The 17,143-nt window shown below is 67.6% G+C and carries 18 protein-coding genes and 1 tRNA gene; 9 read left to right on the top strand and 10 right to left on the bottom strand.

The window, feature by feature from the left end:
* Positions 1-49: 49 nt before the first annotated feature.
* Entirely contained in the window at positions 50-1,585 is a 1,536-nt protein-coding gene (locus K7711_RS32715) for an ATP-binding protein (RefSeq protein WP_222974228.1), read from the top strand.
* Positions 1,582-2,256: a response regulator gene (locus K7711_RS32710; RefSeq protein WP_222974226.1), complete on the top strand. Its 675-nt coding sequence runs from the start codon at positions 1,582-1,584 to the stop codon at positions 2,254-2,256. Before K7711_RS32715 ends, K7711_RS32710 begins: the two co-directional genes overlap by 4 nt.
* A 19-nt stretch (positions 2,257-2,275) precedes the next feature.
* Here the strand turns inward: K7711_RS32710 and K7711_RS32705 are convergent, their stop codons facing one another.
* The 4 genes from K7711_RS32705 to K7711_RS32690 form a co-directional block, all read right to left on the bottom strand.
* Entirely contained in the window at positions 2,276-3,679 is a 1,404-nt protein-coding gene (locus K7711_RS32705; protein WP_222974224.1) for a glycoside hydrolase family 27 protein, read from the bottom strand.
* Positions 3,680-3,760: 81 nt separating this feature from the next.
* Positions 3,761-4,390 (bottom strand): dihydrofolate reductase family protein, encoded by a 630-nt coding sequence (locus tag K7711_RS32700; protein WP_222974222.1) that lies wholly within the window; start codon positions 4,388-4,390, stop codon positions 3,761-3,763.
* A gap of 92 nt (positions 4,391-4,482) precedes the next feature.
* Positions 4,483-5,370 (bottom strand): LLM class flavin-dependent oxidoreductase, encoded by an 888-nt coding sequence (locus K7711_RS32695; protein WP_222974221.1) that lies wholly within the window; start codon positions 5,368-5,370, stop codon positions 4,483-4,485.
* A gap of 752 nt (positions 5,371-6,122) precedes the next feature.
* On the bottom strand, positions 6,123-6,995 hold the full coding sequence (locus K7711_RS32690; RefSeq protein WP_222974219.1) for a ketopantoate reductase family protein: 873 nt from the start codon (positions 6,993-6,995) through the stop codon (positions 6,123-6,125).
* A gap of 71 nt (positions 6,996-7,066) precedes the next feature.
* On the opposite strand from K7711_RS32690, the gene K7711_RS32685 reads away from it, so the two are divergent.
* On the top strand, positions 7,067-7,696 hold the full coding sequence (locus tag K7711_RS32685) for a TetR/AcrR family transcriptional regulator (RefSeq protein ID WP_222974217.1): 630 nt from the start codon (positions 7,067-7,069) through the stop codon (positions 7,694-7,696).
* A gap of 187 nt (positions 7,697-7,883) precedes the next feature.
* On the opposite strand, the gene K7711_RS32680 is transcribed toward K7711_RS32685, so the two are convergent.
* Positions 7,884-8,486, bottom strand: coding sequence for a TetR/AcrR family transcriptional regulator (locus K7711_RS32680; RefSeq protein ID WP_222974215.1), 603 nt, complete (start codon positions 8,484-8,486; stop codon positions 7,884-7,886).
* Positions 8,487-8,601: 115 nt separating this feature from the next.
* Between K7711_RS32680 and K7711_RS32675 the strand changes: the two genes are divergently transcribed.
* Both K7711_RS32675 and K7711_RS32670 read left to right on the top strand, forming a co-directional pair.
* Positions 8,602-9,336 (top strand): SDR family NAD(P)-dependent oxidoreductase, encoded by a 735-nt coding sequence (locus K7711_RS32675; protein ID WP_222974214.1) that lies wholly within the window; start codon positions 8,602-8,604, stop codon positions 9,334-9,336.
* Between the two features lie 57 nt (positions 9,337-9,393).
* Positions 9,394-10,017 (top strand): NADPH-dependent F420 reductase, encoded by a 624-nt coding sequence (locus tag K7711_RS32670; RefSeq protein WP_222974212.1) that lies wholly within the window; start codon positions 9,394-9,396, stop codon positions 10,015-10,017.
* 66 nt (positions 10,018-10,083) lie between these two features.
* Here K7711_RS32670 and K7711_RS32665 read toward each other — a convergent pair whose 3' ends face one another.
* From K7711_RS32665 to K7711_RS32650, 4 genes are all read right to left on the bottom strand, one after another.
* Positions 10,084-11,127 carry an alpha/beta fold hydrolase gene (locus tag K7711_RS32665; RefSeq protein WP_222974210.1) on the bottom strand — a complete coding sequence of 348 codons (1,044 nt, stop codon included), beginning with the start codon at positions 11,125-11,127 and terminating at the stop codon, positions 10,084-10,086.
* 172 nt (positions 11,128-11,299) lie between these two features.
* Positions 11,300-11,385: transfer RNA gene (locus K7711_RS32660), tRNA-Leu, on the bottom strand.
* A gap of 98 nt (positions 11,386-11,483) precedes the next feature.
* Positions 11,484-11,798, bottom strand: coding sequence for an integration host factor, actinobacterial type (mihF, locus tag K7711_RS32655; RefSeq protein ID WP_040822033.1), 315 nt, complete (start codon positions 11,796-11,798; stop codon positions 11,484-11,486).
* A 176-nt stretch (positions 11,799-11,974) separates the two neighbouring features.
* Positions 11,975-13,036 (bottom strand): alpha/beta hydrolase, encoded by a 1,062-nt coding sequence (locus tag K7711_RS32650; protein ID WP_222974592.1) that lies wholly within the window; start codon positions 13,034-13,036, stop codon positions 11,975-11,977.
* A gap of 374 nt (positions 13,037-13,410) precedes the next feature.
* Between K7711_RS32650 and K7711_RS32645 the strand changes: the two genes are divergently transcribed.
* Positions 13,411-13,803, top strand: a complete 393-nt coding sequence (locus K7711_RS32645) for a hypothetical protein (RefSeq protein ID WP_222974208.1) — start codon at positions 13,411-13,413, stop codon at positions 13,801-13,803.
* 7 nt (positions 13,804-13,810) lie between these two features.
* Here K7711_RS32645 and K7711_RS32640 read toward each other — a convergent pair whose 3' ends face one another.
* A complete protein-coding gene (locus K7711_RS32640) occupies positions 13,811-14,530 on the bottom strand; it encodes a cyclase family protein (protein WP_222974206.1) in 720 nt (239 codons plus the stop codon).
* A 164-nt stretch (positions 14,531-14,694) separates the two neighbouring features.
* On the opposite strand from K7711_RS32640, the gene K7711_RS32635 reads away from it, so the two are divergent.
* The 3 genes from K7711_RS32635 to K7711_RS32625 all read left to right on the top strand — a co-directional run bounded on the left by K7711_RS32635 (position 14,695) and on the right by K7711_RS32625 (position 17,141).
* Complete coding sequence (locus K7711_RS32635; RefSeq protein ID WP_222974205.1) at positions 14,695-15,657, top strand: quinone oxidoreductase family protein; 963 nt, start codon at positions 14,695-14,697, stop codon at positions 15,655-15,657.
* 144 nt (positions 15,658-15,801) lie between these two features.
* Positions 15,802-16,611, top strand: a complete 810-nt coding sequence (locus K7711_RS32630) for a hypothetical protein (protein ID WP_222974204.1) — start codon at positions 15,802-15,804, stop codon at positions 16,609-16,611.
* Positions 16,608-17,141 carry an alpha/beta-hydrolase N-terminal domain-containing protein gene (locus K7711_RS32625; protein WP_222974202.1) on the top strand — a complete coding sequence of 178 codons (534 nt, stop codon included), beginning with the start codon at positions 16,608-16,610 and terminating at the stop codon, positions 17,139-17,141. The genes K7711_RS32630 and K7711_RS32625 overlap by 4 nt, the downstream gene beginning before the upstream one ends.
* Positions 17,142-17,143: the final 2 nt, after the last annotated feature.

Genomic DNA, 17,143 nt, shown 5'->3' with positions numbered 1-17,143 from the left:
GCTGGTTCTACTGCTGGGTATCCTATTCATTTCTGCTATTGCCGACGCTGTGCTGTCCTATCGGGAGATTCGTGCGGACCTGGACCATCAGGCCGGTGAGAATTCGCTGCGTATCGCGCATTCGGTCGCTGCGGATCCGACGGTGCTGGCGGGATTCACCACCTCGGACGGGGCGCGCACGATCGCGCCGGTCGCCGAGTCGGTGCGCCAGGCCACCAGCGCCACCTTCGTGGTGGTCACCGATCTGCAGGGTGTGCGGTACTCACATCCCGACCCCGCACTGATAGGCACCTCGCTGCTGCACGATCCGGGTGAGAATCCGGCTGCGGTGTTGTCCGGCGGCTCTTACGTCGGGGTGCAGCACGGTTCACTGGGGCGGTCGATGCGCGCGAAGGTGCCGGTTCGAGATGCCGCGGGCCGGGTCATCGGCATGGTTTCGGTCGGCACCCTGGAAAAGACGGTGGGAACCGAGTTGCACTCCCGGCTGCCCTCGACCTTCGTGCCCCCGTTGCTGGCGCTGGCATTGGCCGTCGTCGGCACGCTGCTGCTGGCCCGCCGGATCAAACGCCAGACCTACGGGCTCGAACCCGCGGAGATCACCGCGATGCTCGAACAACGCGAGGCGATGCTGCACAGCATCGCCGAGGGCGTCATCACCCTCGACCTGGACGGCTGCATCACCCTGGTCAACGATGAGGCGCAGCGGCTGCTCGACCTGGACCGCGAGCACGTGGTCGGGCGCTCGCTCGTCGAAGTGGCCCCCGAGGGGCGGGTGCGTGACGTGCTGATCGGCCGGGTGCCCGGCCGCGACGAGATCGTCCTGTTCGGACATCGCATTCTGGTCGTCAATCACATGGCGGTCGAGGTGCGCGGGCGCCGGATCGGTGCGGTGATCACGTTGCGCGACCGCACCGAACTGGAGGCGTTGCTGCGCGAACTCGATGACACCCGCACCCTCGCCGACGCTCTGCGCGCGCAGGAACACGAGTTCGCGAATCGGTTGCACGTCATCGCCGGGCTGATCGAACTGGGCCGCTACGACGACGCGGTCGAGGTCGTCAACCGCGCGTCCGCGCAGAACCAGCGACTGGCCGCGCGGCTGGTCGACGGGGTGAGCGAACCGATCCTCTCGGCGCTGCTACTGGGCAAGGTCGCGGTCGCCGCGGAACGCGGCGTCGAACTGGTGGTGACGACCACAGGGGAAATCCCTGGCGACCTGGACAACCCGGAAGGACTGGTGACCGTGCTGGGCAACCTGATCGACAACGCGGTGGAATCGGTGGTACACGCCGGGACCGGAGGCAGGGTGGAGGTTGCGATCACCACCGCCGCAACGGAGTTGACGATCACGGTGCACGACTCGGGACCGGGGGTGGACGAATCGCTGACCGAGGAGATCTTCCGGCACGGCTTCACCACCAAAGCGGCCCGGGACGGGCGCCGCCGCGGCCTCGGGCTGGCGCTGGCGGGGCAGGAGGTCCGGCGGCGCGGTGGGTGGATCAGGGTGTCCAATGCCGCCGGTGCACTGTTCACCGTGATGATCCCACTCACCGAACCGGCCGCGGCGCAGGCGGTGCGGTCGTGATCCGGACACTGGTGGTCGACGACGACCCGATGGCCGTATCGGTACACCGCCAATTCACCGAGCGCGTCGAGGGATTCGAAGTGATCGGCGAAGCCACCTGCGGCGCGGCCGCCCTGCGGGCAGTGCAGTCGCAGCAACCCGAACTGTTGCTGCTGGACATGTACCTGCCCGACCTCGACGGCCTCGAGGTGCTGCGGCGGCTGCGCGGCTCGAGCGCGCCGGTCGATGTCATCGCGATCACCTCGGCCAAGGACGTGGATGTGCTGCGCTCGGCGATGCATCTAGGGGTCGTACATTATGTGGTGAAGCCCTTCACTTTCCGGACCTTCCGGGAGCGACTCGACAGCTACGCCGCCGCCCGCGCACAACTCGATCGCATGCGAGCACCCGCGCAAGGCGACATCGATCGGCTGTACGGCAGACTGCGCTCGAGCGGTGAGCAATCCCTGCCCAAGGGCATTTCCGCGGCCACACTCACCCATGTCACCGACACGGTGCGAGCACTCGCCGACGGGCTCACCGCGAGCGAACTGTCCGAACGGGTGGGATTCAGTCACGCTGCGGCCCGCCGCTACCTGAAATTCCTGCACGACACCGGGGCTGTGCAGGTCGCACTGCGTTACGGGGCGGCCGGTCGGCCCGAACACCTCTACCGGTGGTCCGGGACCTGATCCGCCCCTGGGCCCAGGCTCAACCGCACCTCGGCGTCAGGCGCAGGAGCACCAGGCCGTGGGGCGCGACGCCGACATGGCTGATCGCGCGGGTTGTCGTCGTTGATGTGTGGGCCCACAAGTCGCGCACCGTATAGCACTGTGCACCGGGCAATCCGGCCGCAGTGGCCGTGGTGCTGATGTCGGCAGGGCTGCGGTCCGGGTTGTACAGGGCGACCGCAACCGAGCCGTCGGAGAGCGGTTTGACCATGACGTGGTCGTCGGCAGGCAGGAAGGTTCCCTGCACCGATGCCGGATCCTGGTCGACGGCGATGACCTCACGGTTGGTGAGCATCACCCGGGTCTGCTCGGTCATGGCGCGTACGTCGTTGCCCGCGATCAGGGGCGCGGCCAGCATGGCCCACAGCGAGAAATGTGTGCGTTGTTCCTCGGTTGTCAGGCTGTACTGCGGATCGCGCAGGGCCGCAATCTGTTCCGGGGTCAACGTCAGCAGCGATGTCGCCTGTTTGACGCCCGCGCGGGCGGAGATCCGTTGTTGCAGAGTCAGCGGCAGGGCCTTGAGTACCGCGCTGGGCACCGTGCCCGGGTGCATGCCGAGGAATTCGGCCAACTGGGTGCCGACGACCAACATGTCGGGATCGTTCCAGTAACCGGGACGGCTGCGCGGGGCGACGGGAGTCGCGGCCGCCAGCTGATCGGTGATGCCCAAGAACTGCTCGGACGAGAAGTCGTTCACTGCGACGACCGGAGTTCGGTTGTGCCAGAACGGGTACAGATCGTGGGCATTGCGAGTCAGGTCCCCGATACGGGACCAGTCGTAGTCCTGCGCCGCGTGCAGTCCGGCGGAACTGTTCGGGTTGATGCTGTAGACGATGTGGCGGCCGGTGGCGCGCAACGCATCTCGCATCGCGGTGAACACGCGCACCTGAGCGGTCAGGTCGTCGTCGTTACGGCACCAGTCGTATTTCAGGAAGTCCACACCCCAGGCCGCGAATGCCCGCGCGTCCCGATTCTCGTGCCCGGCACTCGCGTTCTGCAGTGATTGGCCACAGGTTTCGTTGTACGGGCTGGAGTACAGCCCCAGCAACATCCCCCGATCGTGCGCATAGCGCGCCAGCGCTGCGATTCCGCTGGGGAACCTCTGCGGGTCGGCCACCAGGTCCCCGGCCGCATCGCGAGCGGCCGCCGCCCACCCGGCATCGAGATTCACATAACGGTAGCCCGCATCCCGCATTCCCGAACTCACCAGGGCATCGATCGTGGCCCGAATATCGACCTCGGTCAACGGGATTCCGGAGTTCCACGAATTCCATCCCATCGGCGGACCCGAGCTCGCGGGCTCCGCGTTCGCGGCCTGTACCGGAGCCACGCCGAGCACCGCGGTCGCCGCGAACACCGCCGCGACCCAATGACGAATCCGCATCACGCCACGATGTCGGGCGATCTTCACCGCTGTAGATCGGGGCACGATGCCATGGTCGCAGCGTCTCGCTGATGGGAAGGATCAGCGCAGCTCTCTTCCCCCCGCGACGGCAACGTCCGCAGTCGTGAAGGGCTCTGGAGTCAGGGCTGTGTAGACGGCACCGGCGCTGGTGGTGGCCGAATCGACCAGGCGAAAGCCGGTGGCCGGTGCGTCAGGGGTGAAGAGTCGCTTGCCTGTTCCGACGCAGACGGGGAACGTCACCAGTCGGTACTCGTCGATGAGCCCGGCACGGTGCAGGGCCTGCACGAGGCGGCAGCTGCCGTGCACTTGAAGCTCGCCGCCGGGCCGCTGTTTGAGGGCGGTGATCCCTGCGAGCGGATCGTCGGCGAGTACGGCGGTGTGGTCCCACCCCGGGGTGTCGATGGTGTGCGATACGACGTATTTGGGCAGGCCGTTCAAGGCTGTCGCGATGGCGTTGCCGGGGTCGGTGACGTGCGGCCAGTACCCGCGCATCGCAGTAAATGTGTTGCGTCCCAGGAGGATCGCCTCGGCGCGCGAATACCACTGCGCGACGATACGGTCCATGTCCGGATCCCGTCGTGGCACCAGCCATCCGCCCCGGTCGAAGCCGTCACTGGGGTCTTCAGCGGCCGCTCCGGGGCCCTGCATGACGCCATCGAGAGTGAGGAAGATCTGCGCGGTCAGTTTCACCAGTGATCCATTTCCTTTATCCGCGAACACCTGTCAGCGATACAGACGCGGCACGGCCCCGAAAATCATCGACGGGCCGGTTTCTTCGAGCGTCAAGGCCGTGTGGCTACCACCTCGGACGCAACCTCGAGGAAGTTCAGGTCGGTGACGGCAGGGACCAGGATGAACTCGTCGCACCCGGCCCGCTCCGCGCCGGCGAGAATGCCGGCGAGCACCTCGGGACTCGACGCCCGCGCTGATGCGGCGACCATGTCGGCCAGGTCGGGGCCGAGGAAGCCGAGGTAGCGAGCGGTGAAGGAGTGCAGCGCCTCGGATGCATCGGTGACGCCCAAGGCGGTGAAGCAGCCGCTGACCTTGCGCGGGGTCGTCGCACGACCGGTCTCGGCCCAGCACCGGTCGGCGAGCTCGCCTACCTTGGCGATCTCCTCGGCGTCGCCCGGGATGCTGAAGCTGGAGATGCCGTCGGCCCACCGCGCCGCCCGACGCATCGCCTTCGGCCCCATCGCGCCGGCGAGGATGATCGGCCCACCCGGCTGCACGCACGCCGGCCCGACCGGGTCCGCGCCCTCGAACGGGGGTTCGCCGGCGAGCAGTGACTTCAGCTCGGCGACCTTCTCGTCGAGTTGCTGGTGCCGTCGCGTGAAGTCGGCGCCGAGAGCGCGGTAGTCGTGCTCGCGACCGCCGACGCCGACGGCTACCTCGAGGCGGCCGTTCGCGAGCTGGTCCAGGGTGCCGATCTGCTGGGCGACCATTGTCATCGGGTGCTGGGGGAGCACCCAGAGATTCGCCAGGACCCGCACTCGCTCGGTGACCGCGGCGCAGGCGCCCAGTGTCGCGACCATCTCCGGGTTCGAGAACGTCACCCGCTCGCCCACCGAGACGCTCGAGAACGGGCCCGCGTCGATTCGCCGGGCCCAGTCGAGCGTCGTACCCGGTCCGTAGCCGGGAGCCATCTGCGGAAGTGCGACACCGATCTTCATATGGCGACCCTCTCAAACCCACCCGGCCCCGGTCACGCGATCCCCAATTCCGACAAGTGATGGCTCACCCGGGCACCGACAACACGTCCGATCAGCATTTTCGCCCGCCCCACGGGAACGCCATGCCGACCGCACGGCGATGCCGCTGGGCGGGCATTGCGCGTCGCCAGATCGACTGCAACGCAAAATATTCGGAGTAAGCGATGACTATCGCATGCTTATGTCGGAGCCGACACGCGGCAGGCACGAGGAGGTTGAAGAGTTGCCGGATACCGCGGCTCCGAGATGCTCGAAGACATGACCGAACCATCGCCGTCGGGTCTGCGGGAGCGCAAGAAACCGCGCACCGAGAAGGCCCCGAGCGAGGCGGCTAATCGGCAGGGTGGGTGCTGATTTGGATGAGGAAGGTGGTGATCGCACGGATCGTTTCGGTGGGGCGTTCCAGGTGTGCGAGGTGACCGGTGCCGGGCAGGTCGACTCGAACGGTTTCCGCCCGCCCCGGGAAACAGAATCAGCGGCGTGCCGAGGCCGGTGATCTCGACCGAGAGATGGACACCCGCCGCAGTCGTGATCTGTTTCGTGACCATCGTGTTCCGCCTTCACCGAACCACTCGGTCCGGCCGATGCCGGACAGATCTACCCAGAATTTCAGAATCAGCTACCCCATTGGACATTGATGCAGAAGTCGCGCGACCGGCGAATCGGGCAATGGCGTTGTTCTGTCTCGTTGAGGCTGAGGCAGTCTCGTCCGTCTATCGGCCCGCTGCATACGCGCGCATCTGTTCGGCCATCCGCTCGAGCTCGGCCATCGCTGCAGGAGAGGCGCTGTTGAGCCCGCTGTGCGCGGCGGTCGGGCTTCGTAGGAAGCGTCGCAGTACGACCATGAGCAGCCCCTCCGGCAGGATCTGTAGGGCGACGAACCCGCGGGGGACCGGCGGCGTCGGCATGGCGGCCAGGTGCTGGCGCATGAGGCGGATCATGCCGCGGACTGCGTCCGGATCCTCGGCGAGTGCTACCGGGCCGCCCGCCGCGTGCACCGTTTGCTCCAGGGGCACCGCGAAAGCGGCGTGCGTCTTGAGCCAGGCATCCATCCGTGGCTCGGCCTTGGCGTTGATCCCGGCGGCACCGAGCGCCCGCACGATCCGTTCCAGCCGCAGGGTGTTTCGGCCGTCGGGTTCACCGATCGGCATCGGGAGCAGGCGGGTCATGGGATTGGTCGCGCGATAGCGGACAACGTCGCCGTCCATCGTGCCGCCGGCAGTGAGGAACCCGAGCAGTACCCGCTCGTACCCGATCACCGCGCCCAGCGGCTCCGCGCCGGCCGCCCAGTTGAGCAGGAACAGCACGTCGCCTTCGATACCGGCGAGCGACTCCAGCACCGTGTCCACTTGATGGGTGCGGACGACGACCGCGATCAGGTCGTACCCGTCGGCCGGGTGCTCGACCACCGGAACCGGTATCCGCCTGACGTGCGGGCTGTTTCCTTCGGCGAGTTGCACGCCGTGCCGACGCAATGCGGCAAGGCGCCGGCCCCGGGCCAGGAGCGAGACGTCGTGTCCGGCCTCGTGCATCCGGGCGGCGAACAGGCTGCCGAGAACCCCGGCACCGTACACGAGCAGTCTCATGACGACCCTCTTTCATACGTTCGTTTCAGTCATACGTTCGTTTGATTCAAACATATGTATAGTACGTACACATGGCGCCGCCGGACACCCGCACCCAGATCCTCGACGCGGCCGAACGCCTCTTCGCCGAGCGCGGTTTCCGCGGCACCTCGGTCCGCGCGATCACCGACCTCGCCGGAGCGAACTTGGCCGCCGTCGGGTACCACTTCGGTTCGAAGTCCGAACTCCTGGCCCAGGTCGTTCGCCGCGTGGTCGAACCCATCAACGCCGCGCAGTGCGCCGAGCTCGACCGACTGCTCGCCCGGACTCAGGACCCGACGGTGACCGAACTGGTGGAGGCATTCGCGGGTCCGCTGTTCGACGAGACACCGGCCGGCGACGAGGGCGGCGCTCGCGCATCCCGGCTGATCGTGATGATCTTCGGCGACCCGGCCGAGGAAATGCGCAACTGGACAGGTCCGGCCGAGGAGACCGTCCGTGATCGCTACCTGGCGGCCTTCGCACGCGCACTGCCCGGCCTTTCCGCGGAGGAGCTGTGGTTCCGGATGCGAGGCATCCTCGCCGTGACGGCCGTGGACCGCGTCGAGGTCTACAACCGATGCCCCCCGGCCTGCGTGTCCCCGGAGGCGGGCGAGGCGACCCAGCGCTGGGCGATCACGTTCCTGGCGGCCGCGATGAGCGCGCCACCCACCGAGACCTGACAACTCGGGACGGCCGTGTGCCTCATCTTCGATCAGACAGGACAGTCGTGCAGTCCGTCCGTCGGTCCACAGTCGGCTCGGCCGACCGCGGACCCGTCACTGCCGCGAAAAGCCCTGGGCCAGAAGGGAAATGACTCCCGGTCTGCGTGCCACACCGAGGGTTACCGACAAGCTTTCGGACACGCCCTCATCGCTGGGCTGGTGTGGGGACAGCGTTGTCGATGAGGACCGCGGCGATGGCGGCGGCGATGGGGAAGGTTTCGGCGTTGAGGGCTCGATTGCGGGCCGAGGCGCCATCGAGCAGCAGCGCCAGTTGTTCGCCGAGCTGTTCGGGGTTGGTGGCACCGGCCTCGCGGGCGGTCTCGGCGAGCCGTGCGGCGACGGCTTTCTTGTAGTCGTGTGCGTGTCGGCGTGCGGGGTGGTCCGGGTCCTGGATTTCGACGGACGCTCCGATGAACGGGCACAGGGGCGTGATGTCGTCCTCGGTCGCGTTCGCGGGCGCCTCGAAGGCCGCGAGGAGTCGTTCGCGCGGCGTGAGGTCGGTACGGTCGAACACTCCGGGCATGACGTCGGGATCGAATCGGCGCAGGTATTCCGCGACGAGTTCGTCCTTGCCTGCGAAGTGCTGGTAGGCCGTGCGCTTCGACACCTGCGCCGCCGCGCAGAGCTGGTCCATGCCGGTCTGGTTGATGCCCTGCTCACGGAACAGTTGTTGTGACACGTTGAGGATGCGCTCGCGCGCACCCCTGCCGCGGCGCTGACCCCGGGGGCCTTTCTCCAACTCCGTCATCGTGCCAGTGTAGCCGGTTTGGGTAACGACCTGTGTACATAGCTTGCCCTCCTGTCGACCGTTCGATACGGTAAGCACACAGATCGGTGTACATAACTCGAACGATGGAGTGATCGTGGGAAAACTCGATGGCAAGGTAGCGGTGATCACGGGCGCAACAAGCGGCATGGCGCTGGCCGGCGCCAAGCTGTTCGTCGAGGAAGGCGCGCATGTCTTCATCTCGGGCAGGCGGCAGGAAGCGCTGGACGAAGCCGTCACGTTGATCGGCAGGAACGTGACCGGCGTGCAGGGCGACTCGGCGGACCTGGCGGATCTGGACCGGCTGTTCGACACGGTCGAGCGGGAAAAAGGCACGATCGACGTGTTGTGGGCAAGTGCCGGAACGGGCGAGCAGCGCAGGCTCGGCGAGATCACCGAGGAGCACTTCGATGCCACGTTCGGGCTCAACGCGCGCGGGACGCTGTTCACGGTGCAGAAGGCGCTGCCGTTGTTCAACGACGGCGGCTCGATCTTCATGACCGGGTCGAACGCTTCGGTCAAGGGCTATCCCGAGTGGAGCGTGTACGCGGCGAGCAAGGCTGTGCTGCAGGCCTACGCCCGCGTGTGGTTGTCCGAGTTGAAGGACAGGCGGATCCGCGTGAATGTGCTGATGCCCGGCCAGGTCGCCACGCCGAAGCAGGAGGAGTTGTTCGACGAGGAGACCAAGCGGCAGTTCGAATCGCTGATCCCGCGAGGAGAGATGGGCCGCCCCGAGGAGATCGCGACGGTCGCGTTGTTCCTCGCCTCGGACGACTCGAGCTATGTGAACGGGATGGAACTGGCCGTCGACGGCGGCACCGCGGCGATCTGAGCGGCGGAAAGCCAGAGCAGCCAACCTATTCGATCGTCAGCAGAGACGGGACAACTCATGAGCAGCATCAGCATCATCGGCACCGGGAACATGGCTCGCACCATCGGCGCGCTGGCGGTGGCCGGCGGCAACGCCGTCGAGGTCATGGGCCGCGATCGGTCCAAAGCCGCTGACCTGGCCGAGACTCTCGGCGGCGGCGCCACGACGGGAGAGTGGGGAGCCATTCCGTCCGGGGACATCGTCATCGTGGCCCTGCTGTACGCCGACGTCGTTCCGGTCGTTACCCACTACGGGGACGCCCTCGCGGGCAAGGTCATCGTCGACATCAGCAACCCATTCAATTCCGCGGCCGACGGGCTAGCCCACAGCGAGGGCACCTCGATCGCGCAGGAAGCCGCCAAGGTGGCCCCGGCGAGCGCCAGCGTGGTGAAGGCATTCAACACGATCTTCCGCCATGTCCTGGAGAAGGGCCGGCCCGCCGTCTTCATCGCCGGCGACGATGCGCAGGCCAAGGCAGGCGTGGAGGCATTCATCGAGAGCCTCGGGCTGCGCCCGCTGGACGTCGGCGACCTGAAAATGGCGTACTGGCTGGAAGGAGCGGGCGTGGTGACGATGGGCCTGGCCCGCCACGGCGTCGGGAACTGGGACTTCGCCCTCGGCGTCACCGAACTTCCCGGCTGAGCCGCACTGCCCGATGCCAACGCGCCCAACCGGCCACCGTGAGAAGTCGGGTTGATCTCCGGCCTGCTAGTGCCCGCCCAGAGATTGGTGGTCAGAGGTTGCCCTGTCGGCGAGCGCCAGGATTGCAGTGGCGACGGGTGTGGGGCTGTTGACCGGTGTGAGATGGGCTGCGCCGGGGATCACTGTCGGTGTTCCGGCGCCGATCTGTTCGGCGGTCCGGGTGGGGGCGTTGCTGGTGAAGACAGAGTCCTGGGCGCCGAATACCACCGATTTCGGCAGCGGCATCGTCGCCAGCTCGGCGAGGCGGGCCGGGGGAAGGCCGGGAACACCGAGGGTGAGCATCGCCCACAGCGCGGGCTCGGCGCCTGGAATCTGCAGGGGGCGGCGCCACTGGTCGACACCAGCCGCATCGAGCCGCGGGCAGCCCGGACCACAGGCTTTGCGATACACGCTCTCCACGAGAGTGTCCGAGCGCACGGCCAGTCGCAGCAGTGTCGTTCGGTAGGGCTCGATCAACAGGTGGGTCAAGGGGGACCGTGAGCCGGCGCCGGTGGCCAGAGCATCGCCGTCGAGGAACATCAGGCCACCGACCGCCTGCGGGTTCCGCAGTGTGGCCGCCGCCGCGATCGCCGCCCCACTGGAATGCCCGACCACAACCGGGCGCTCGAGGTGCAGAGCCGTGATGAACTCCAGCAACTGACTGGTCTGATGGTCGAGGTCGAACGGTGCGCCCCTGTGCGTGTAGCCGAAGCCGTCGAGGTCCAAGGCGTAGACCCGATGTCCGGCGGCAGCCAGGCGGGCAGCCACATACTGCCAGGTATCCGCCGATTCGATGAAGCCGTGCACCAGCACGATCGGGGTTCCTTCGTCTCCCCACTGCCGATAGCGGGTAGAGATATCGCCCGTCTGCACGTACGCCGCGCCGATCGGTGCAGTGGCGCGATCGGGCGTCGCCGCGTTGTAACCGAACGAGAACGCCGTGACAGCGACGATCGAAGCCGCAATAACCATCACGGTCCGCCGGAGCCACCGACGAGCCCGGCCGCGAGCCGTGGCCACGCCCGCCGCAACGGCCTCGGACTCGGCCGAGTCGGGCTGATCGAGGGTCATTCCAGGGCGTACCTTCCTGGCGCACAAGAGTGTTCGCCTGTGACCTCAACTCGATGAGCGGAGCACATGACGGTTGGGAGTGCCGGTTCATCGATGTGGATGAGCTCCACGTCGACGAGTGCTCCAGAAACGACGAAAGCCGTTGCGATGCAACGGCTTTCGTTTCGAACTGTGTCCGGAGGGGGACTTGAACCCCCACGTCCGTTAATAGGACACTAGCACCTCAAGCTAGCGCGTCTGCCATTCCGCCACCCGGACCGGTGGTGCTCAGCAAGGTTATCGGATCAGTCCACGTGGACCAAATCACAGGGGTTTGTGCAGGTCGCGGGGCTGTTCGATGCTGAGCGCCGCCGGGATCAGTTCTTGATCGCCTCGAGCAGGGCGGCGCGCTGGCGCGAGCCGAGGCCGCCGATGCGACGGTCGGCGGGGATCTCCGCCTCGTCCATCAGCTTGGCGGCTTTGACCGGTCCGATGCCCGGCAGTGCCTTGATGACCGCGGCGACCTTCGTCTTCTTCACGAGATCTTCCTTGTCGGCCCGTTCGAGCACCTGGGACAGCGACACCGATCCCTTGCGGATCTGCTCGATCAGCTCCGACCGAGCCTTGCGGACGGCGGCAGCCTTCGCCAGCGCCTCGGAGCGTTGCTCGGCCGTCATGGTTGGAAGTGCCATGTCTACTACCTTTCACTCGTTCGCTGGAACTGCAACGGCACCGATTGAACATCACCGAGCGCCGGGCTGTGTAACGACACACCGCGAGGATAGACGCGGTAACGAGCCGAAGTCACGCGGTCGTGAGCATCGGATGCGGGTAATTTGCCCGAGTTGCGGGCAGTGGGGGCGCCCGGTCAGATGCCCAGTCCGGAAGCGAGCACCGGCCAGGACTTCACGAACGCGTCGTTCCAGTAACCCCACGAGTGGGTTCCGGTCGGGGTGTAGTCGTAGGTGGCGGGGATGCCGAGCTGGCCCAGGCGTTCCTGGAGGTGGCGGGTGCAGGCGTTCACCCCGGCCTCGATCAGCCCGCCGAGCAGGATCTGATTGGCCAGCGTGTCGGGGGTGCGGCTGAATCCGTAGGTCAGGTACGGGCTGTCCAGGGTGTCGTGCGGTCCGGGTAGTCCACTTCCGGCGGAGATGAACAGCTTCACCCCGCGTAGTTGCTCGGCGTGCACGTACGGGTCATTGGCCGCCCACAGCGGGCTGTCGTCCGGGCCCCACATGTTCGCCGGGTTGCCGTGGCCCCAAAATTCGACCATCGTCTTGATCTCGCGCTGGCCGAGCGGATCGCTGGTCTGCGCGCAGCCGCTGTAGGAGGCGATGCTGCGGTACAGGCCCGGTTTCGCGATCGACAGCGCCAACACCGATTCACCGGCCATCGACAGGCCCGCGATGGCGTTGCGGCCGTCGGTGGCCAGGGCCGCGTCGATCAGCGGCGGAAGTTCGCGGGTGAAGAAGGTCGTCCACTTGTTGCGGCCCAGCTTCGGATCGTCCTTGATCCAGTCGGTGTACACGCTCCACGCGCCGCCGAGCGGCTGCACCACGTTGACGTTCTTGTCCGTGAGGAATTGCAGGACGTGGGTCATGGTGGCCCAGCTGTCACCGTCGGTGCCCCCACCCGAGCCGTTGAGCAGGTACAGCACCGGTCGCGGTGTCGAGCTGTCGGCGGGGCGTTGCACCTCGACGGCGATGTCGCGGCCCATCGCGGTGGAATACACCTGCAGGGTCAGGTGCCGTGCGTCGTGCACGGTCAGCTTCGTGACGGTCGATCCGTCGGATGCTTTCGCGGTGGCCGCGGGCCGCCCGGAGGAGGTGATCGGATCCACCGGCCCGGCAGCCGATGCGGTGCTTGCGGTGCCCGTCGTCACGACAGCGGCGGTGAGGGTGGTGACAACTGCGAGTGCGGCCACCCGCATCGCGTCTCCGGGTGTCAATTCGATATCTCCATTTTCGGCCAGCGATTCGATGCCGCGCCGTCGCGGCGCGTCCACTCTCGCATACGACCAGCGATGGAAAATACCGATTCCCCCTCGGCTATTTCGGCTGCAACATTCCGAATGGGACTGTGGCGGAACGACTATCGGGATGTGGTGTAACACCGGACAAAATGTTCGGCCGAGAATTGGCGTAACGCCGCACCGGGGCTCGCGGACACTTCCCGAGCCGGGCGCGGGGCTTTCCGTGCGGGCACGCCGTGGGGTGGTGTCATGCCGGGAAGTGGGCGCGGCCAGGACATAGAGTTGGGCCGGGCGACGAGGCTCGCCCGGCCGACCGATCGGAAGGAGTCCGGGTGCGCCGCATGTTGTTCGCGCTGTCCGCACTGGCCGCGATCCTGCTCACGCTGCCCGCCGCGGGGTGTTCCGCGTCGCCGGGCGGTTCCTCCGCGCCGTCCAGCCCCGCCGCACCGCAGGGGACGGTGAAGGTGCAGGCCGGAACCGGCACCGAGCGGTTCCCGGTCCCGATGGTCGCGGTGCGGGTCACGCGGTGTTCGGGGAACGACGCCATGGCGACGTTGACCACCGGAAACGACGGCGCCGCGAGTCACAGTTTCGCGCCCGGCTGCTACAAGGCCACCGTGACCTCCGTGCCGTCCGGATGTTCGCCCGATGCCGTGGCGAACGCTCAGGTCGATGTGAAACCCGCCGATACCGCCGTGGCGACGTTCCTGATCCACTGCGCGTGAGGTTCGGCTATTCGTGCCGGTGACCGGTCTGGTCCACGAGGGCGTAGATGCTCGCCGGCGAGCCCGAGCCATGTTCGCTGACGAATCCGCCGACCACGACGGTGAAACCGCGCGCCGGCAGGGCGGCCAGACCGGTCAGGATCTCCAAACTCAGCCGATGCTCGCGGTACAGGAGTTTGGAGACCGCGAAGGTGTCGTCCACGCCGAGGTCCGGGCTGAACGCGTCGGTGCCCAGTGCGCCTCGGTGCCCCAGGACGTCGTGGTCCAGCAGCCAGTGCACCGCCTCGACCGAGAATCCCGGATGATGCATCCGCCCGTCCGGGCCGAGGTTGGCGAAATCGTCGGTGCCCCAGCGGATATCCCACCCGGTGTGCAGCAGCACGGCGGCCTCGACCGGGAACGGACCGTGCCGGTCCTGCCATTCGAGCAGATCGGCGACCGTGACGGCGTAGTCGTGTTCGGCGGCGGCACGCTCGGCGATATCGATCACGACTCCGGGAAGCACGAAATCCTCGGCGAGCAGCTCGTGTGCCGCCGCGGCCCCGTCGGTGAAGTGCGCGGGGGCTCCCCAGTGTGTGCCGGTGTGTTCGCCGACGGTCACCGTTCGCAGGTAGTAGCCGTCCTCGGCGAGGGTGCACACGGTGTCCAGGCGCGGCGGCGGATCACCGGGGAACACCGACACCCTGGTCGTGGACAGTGGATGCGACAGGATGTGCACCGACCCCATGACCCCGCCTTTCCGGTGCGAGCTGCGCGCTCACCGACCGTCTCGGTGGACATCATCACCCGGCGCGGTGCTCGAGGTCTCGTGGCACACCGTGCACGAGTGCACCCGGTGCCGCCCTGCGGGTCCTCCGGAAGGCTGAACATCCGGCCTCCTACGATGGCCGGATGAAGGCCCTGCGGTTCGATCGGTTCGGCTCCCTGGATGCGCTGCAGCTGGTGGAGACGCCCGCGCCGACGCACGAGTCCGGCGACGTGCTGGTCCGGGTGCATGCGGCCGGGCTCAACCCGAGCGATGTGAAGAACGTCCTGGGCAGATTCCCGTATACGACCCTGCCGCGGATTCCCGGTCGCGATGTGGCCGGTGAGGTCGTGGCGGGACCGGCCGAACTTCTCGGGGCCCGGGTGTGGGCGAGTGGACGCGAACCGGGATTCGTGCGCGACGGCACCCATGCGCAGTACATGACGCTGCCCGCGGGCGGGGTGACCCGGTTGCCGGAGAACCTGTCCTTCGCCGAGGCCGCGGCGGTGCCGGTGCCCTATGTGACCGCGCTCGAGGCGCTGGACCGCAGTCTGGTCGGGGCCGGCACGCCGACGGTGATCATCGGATTCGGTGCGGTGGGCTCGGCGGCGTATGCGCTGGCGCTTGCTCGCGGTGCACGGGCGTGTGTCGCGGTGCGGCGTGCGGAGCAGGCCGCCGCGTTGCGCGAGCGGGGTGCTGACGCGTTCGTGTTCGCCGAGCGCGAGGACTTCACCGCGCAGGTGCGCGACCGGTTCGCCGACGGCGCCGAGGCGATCTTCGACACCAGCGGATTCCATTTGCCCGCAACGATTCCCGCGCTCGCCGCGGGTGGCCGGACCGCGGTGATCGCGGCACCGCCGGACGGGCACGAACGCGTCCCGGTGCTGGACCTGTACCGGCGTGGCGGAACCCTGATCGGGGTCAATTCGCTGCTGCACGAGACGGTTCGCACCGCCGGGGCGCTGCGGACCCTGGCCGGGTTGTTCGAGTCCGGCGATCTGCGAGCACCTTCCGGGATCGTGGAACGTCCGCTGCTCGAGGGGCAGGAAGCGTACCGCGACGTTGCTGACGGCGCTACGGCCAAAGTCGTCCTCACGCCATGGAATTGATTACTGCCACGCGTCGGCCGGTCGCACACCCTCTGTGTAGCCGCACTCGATGCGAACCCGTTGACGAGGCATTTGTCGGGATATCGAGTGCGCGAACCGCGCTCGACTACACTTCTCCGCGCCTATCGCATACCTTCGGACACCGTGAGTGATGTAACACCGGCCCGACCGAGCGTCCCGCCGGACCCGACTCCCACCGCCCCGCCCACACCGCGAGGCGCACATGTTGTGCGCAGATACGCCTCGTTACGGCGGGTTCGTTCGCGGGATGTGCGTCGCCTGCTCGGCTCGATGATGATGGCATTGCTCACCGCCACGGTCACCCTGGCGTTCGCCCCGGCCATGCACGCCTCGGCGTCGGTGAACAATCCGGGCTCGGAGAATCGCGCGGCGCGCGCGGCGGTGACCGATCTGATCGGTGCGCATCCGTGGGACGTGCGTCTGCCGGCCGATTTCGTCGAAGGGGCGGGGTACCGGCCGGTGGTGGAGAACCATCTGCTCGTGGACCCGGGCGGGGCGTGTTCGTCCCCGATCCAATTGCCCGCGGAGTTCCTGTCCGCCTGCCGTGCCCACGATCTGGGGTACGACGTGCTGCGTTATGCCGAACACCGCCATCAGCCGCTGGGCGCGTGGGGCCGTCAGGCCATCGACGCGGTGTTCCAGCAGCGCATCCACGCAGCCTGCCAATCGCGGGTGGACAGCATGTCCGAGACCGGTTGCGAGCTGATGGCGACCGTGGCCACCACCGGCGTGGACCTCAATTCCCGTCGACAGAACTACGCCACACCCGAACCGGAGTACATATTCGGCACGCAGCTGTCCGGTAAGACCTTCGATCATCAGCTCTGGCACATGGGCGGCCCGGCCGCGGTGATGGTGATCGGCGCGCTGGTACTGCTGGCGGTGGCCGCGATCGGATATCGCCGCCGGAGCCGGAGGGTGGTGGCGCGATGAACCGCATCCGTCCCCGGGTGGGCACCATCGCGGCGGTGACGATCGCCACGGTCGTCTCGTTGCTGCCCGCGGTGCTGCCGCGGACTTCGGCAACCCAGGCGGTGCTCACCGGCGTACTGGCCGCGGTCGCGATCGGGATCGCCGGACTGGGGCGAATCATGTTGCGGCGGCGCGATATCGACGTCGAGAAGCGGTGGGGGCAGCATCGGGTGCCGGTGCTGCTGGTGTGCGGGTTCGCGGTGATCGCCGCGACGGTCAACGCCACGCACTGGCAGAGCGGATTGCGCGCGGACATGGGGATGGCGCCGGTGGGTCCGGCGTACTGGCTGCGTGCCGCGGTGGGCACCGCGCTGCTGGCGGCCATTCTGGTGGGCCTGTCGCGCGGGCTGCGCTGGTTGGTGCGCAAGGCGACCGGTGGGAATCGGAGCCTGCCGGACGAGCTGCCCACAGCCGCATTGCCGGAGGTTTCCGGCCCCGAGAGTGAGCAGGCCGAACCGGAGCCCGCGGTGTCCGCACGGGCCTCGGGCTGACC

Origin of the sequence: Nocardia coffeae (assembly GCF_019890715.1) — a bacterium.
Lineage (GTDB): Bacteria > Actinomycetota > Actinomycetes > Mycobacteriales > Mycobacteriaceae > Nocardia > Nocardia jiangxiensis.
The sequence above is the reverse complement of the archived record's forward strand: the minus strand, read 5'-3'. Positions and strand labels throughout refer to the sequence as shown.

Excerpts from the sequence above, each read along its gene's own strand:
- K7711_RS32705 (WP_222974224.1), bottom strand. The coding sequence starts at position 3,679 with ATGCGGATTCGTCATTGGGTCGCGGCGGTGTTCGCGGCGACCGCGGTG.
- K7711_RS32690 (WP_222974219.1), bottom strand. The coding sequence starts at position 6,995 with ATGAGACTGCTCGTGTACGGTGCCGGGGTTCTCGGCAGCCTGTTCGCC.
- K7711_RS32685 (WP_222974217.1), top strand. The coding sequence starts at position 7,067 with ATGGCGCCGCCGGACACCCGCACCCAGATCCTCGACGCGGCCGAACGC.
- K7711_RS32640 (WP_222974206.1), bottom strand. The coding sequence starts at position 14,530 with ATGGGGTCGGTGCACATCCTGTCGCATCCACTGTCCACGACCAGGGTG.
- K7711_RS32680 (WP_222974215.1), bottom strand. The coding sequence starts at position 8,486 with ATGACGGAGTTGGAGAAAGGCCCCCGGGGTCAGCGCCGCGGCAGGGGT.
- K7711_RS32625 (WP_222974202.1), top strand. The coding sequence starts at position 16,608 with ATGAACCGCATCCGTCCCCGGGTGGGCACCATCGCGGCGGTGACGATC.
- K7711_RS32670 (WP_222974212.1), top strand. The coding sequence starts at position 9,394 with ATGAGCAGCATCAGCATCATCGGCACCGGGAACATGGCTCGCACCATC.
- mihF (WP_040822033.1), bottom strand. The coding sequence starts at position 11,798 with ATGGCACTTCCAACCATGACGGCCGAGCAACGCTCCGAGGCGCTGGCG.
- K7711_RS32635 (WP_222974205.1), top strand. The coding sequence starts at position 14,695 with ATGAAGGCCCTGCGGTTCGATCGGTTCGGCTCCCTGGATGCGCTGCAG.
- K7711_RS32695 (WP_222974221.1), bottom strand. The coding sequence starts at position 5,370 with ATGAAGATCGGTGTCGCACTTCCGCAGATGGCTCCCGGCTACGGACCG.
- K7711_RS32665 (WP_222974210.1), bottom strand. The coding sequence starts at position 11,127 with ATGACCCTCGATCAGCCCGACTCGGCCGAGTCCGAGGCCGTTGCGGCG.
- K7711_RS32650 (WP_222974592.1), bottom strand. The coding sequence starts at position 13,036 with ATGCGGGTGGCCGCACTCGCAGTTGTCACCACCCTCACCGCCGCTGTC.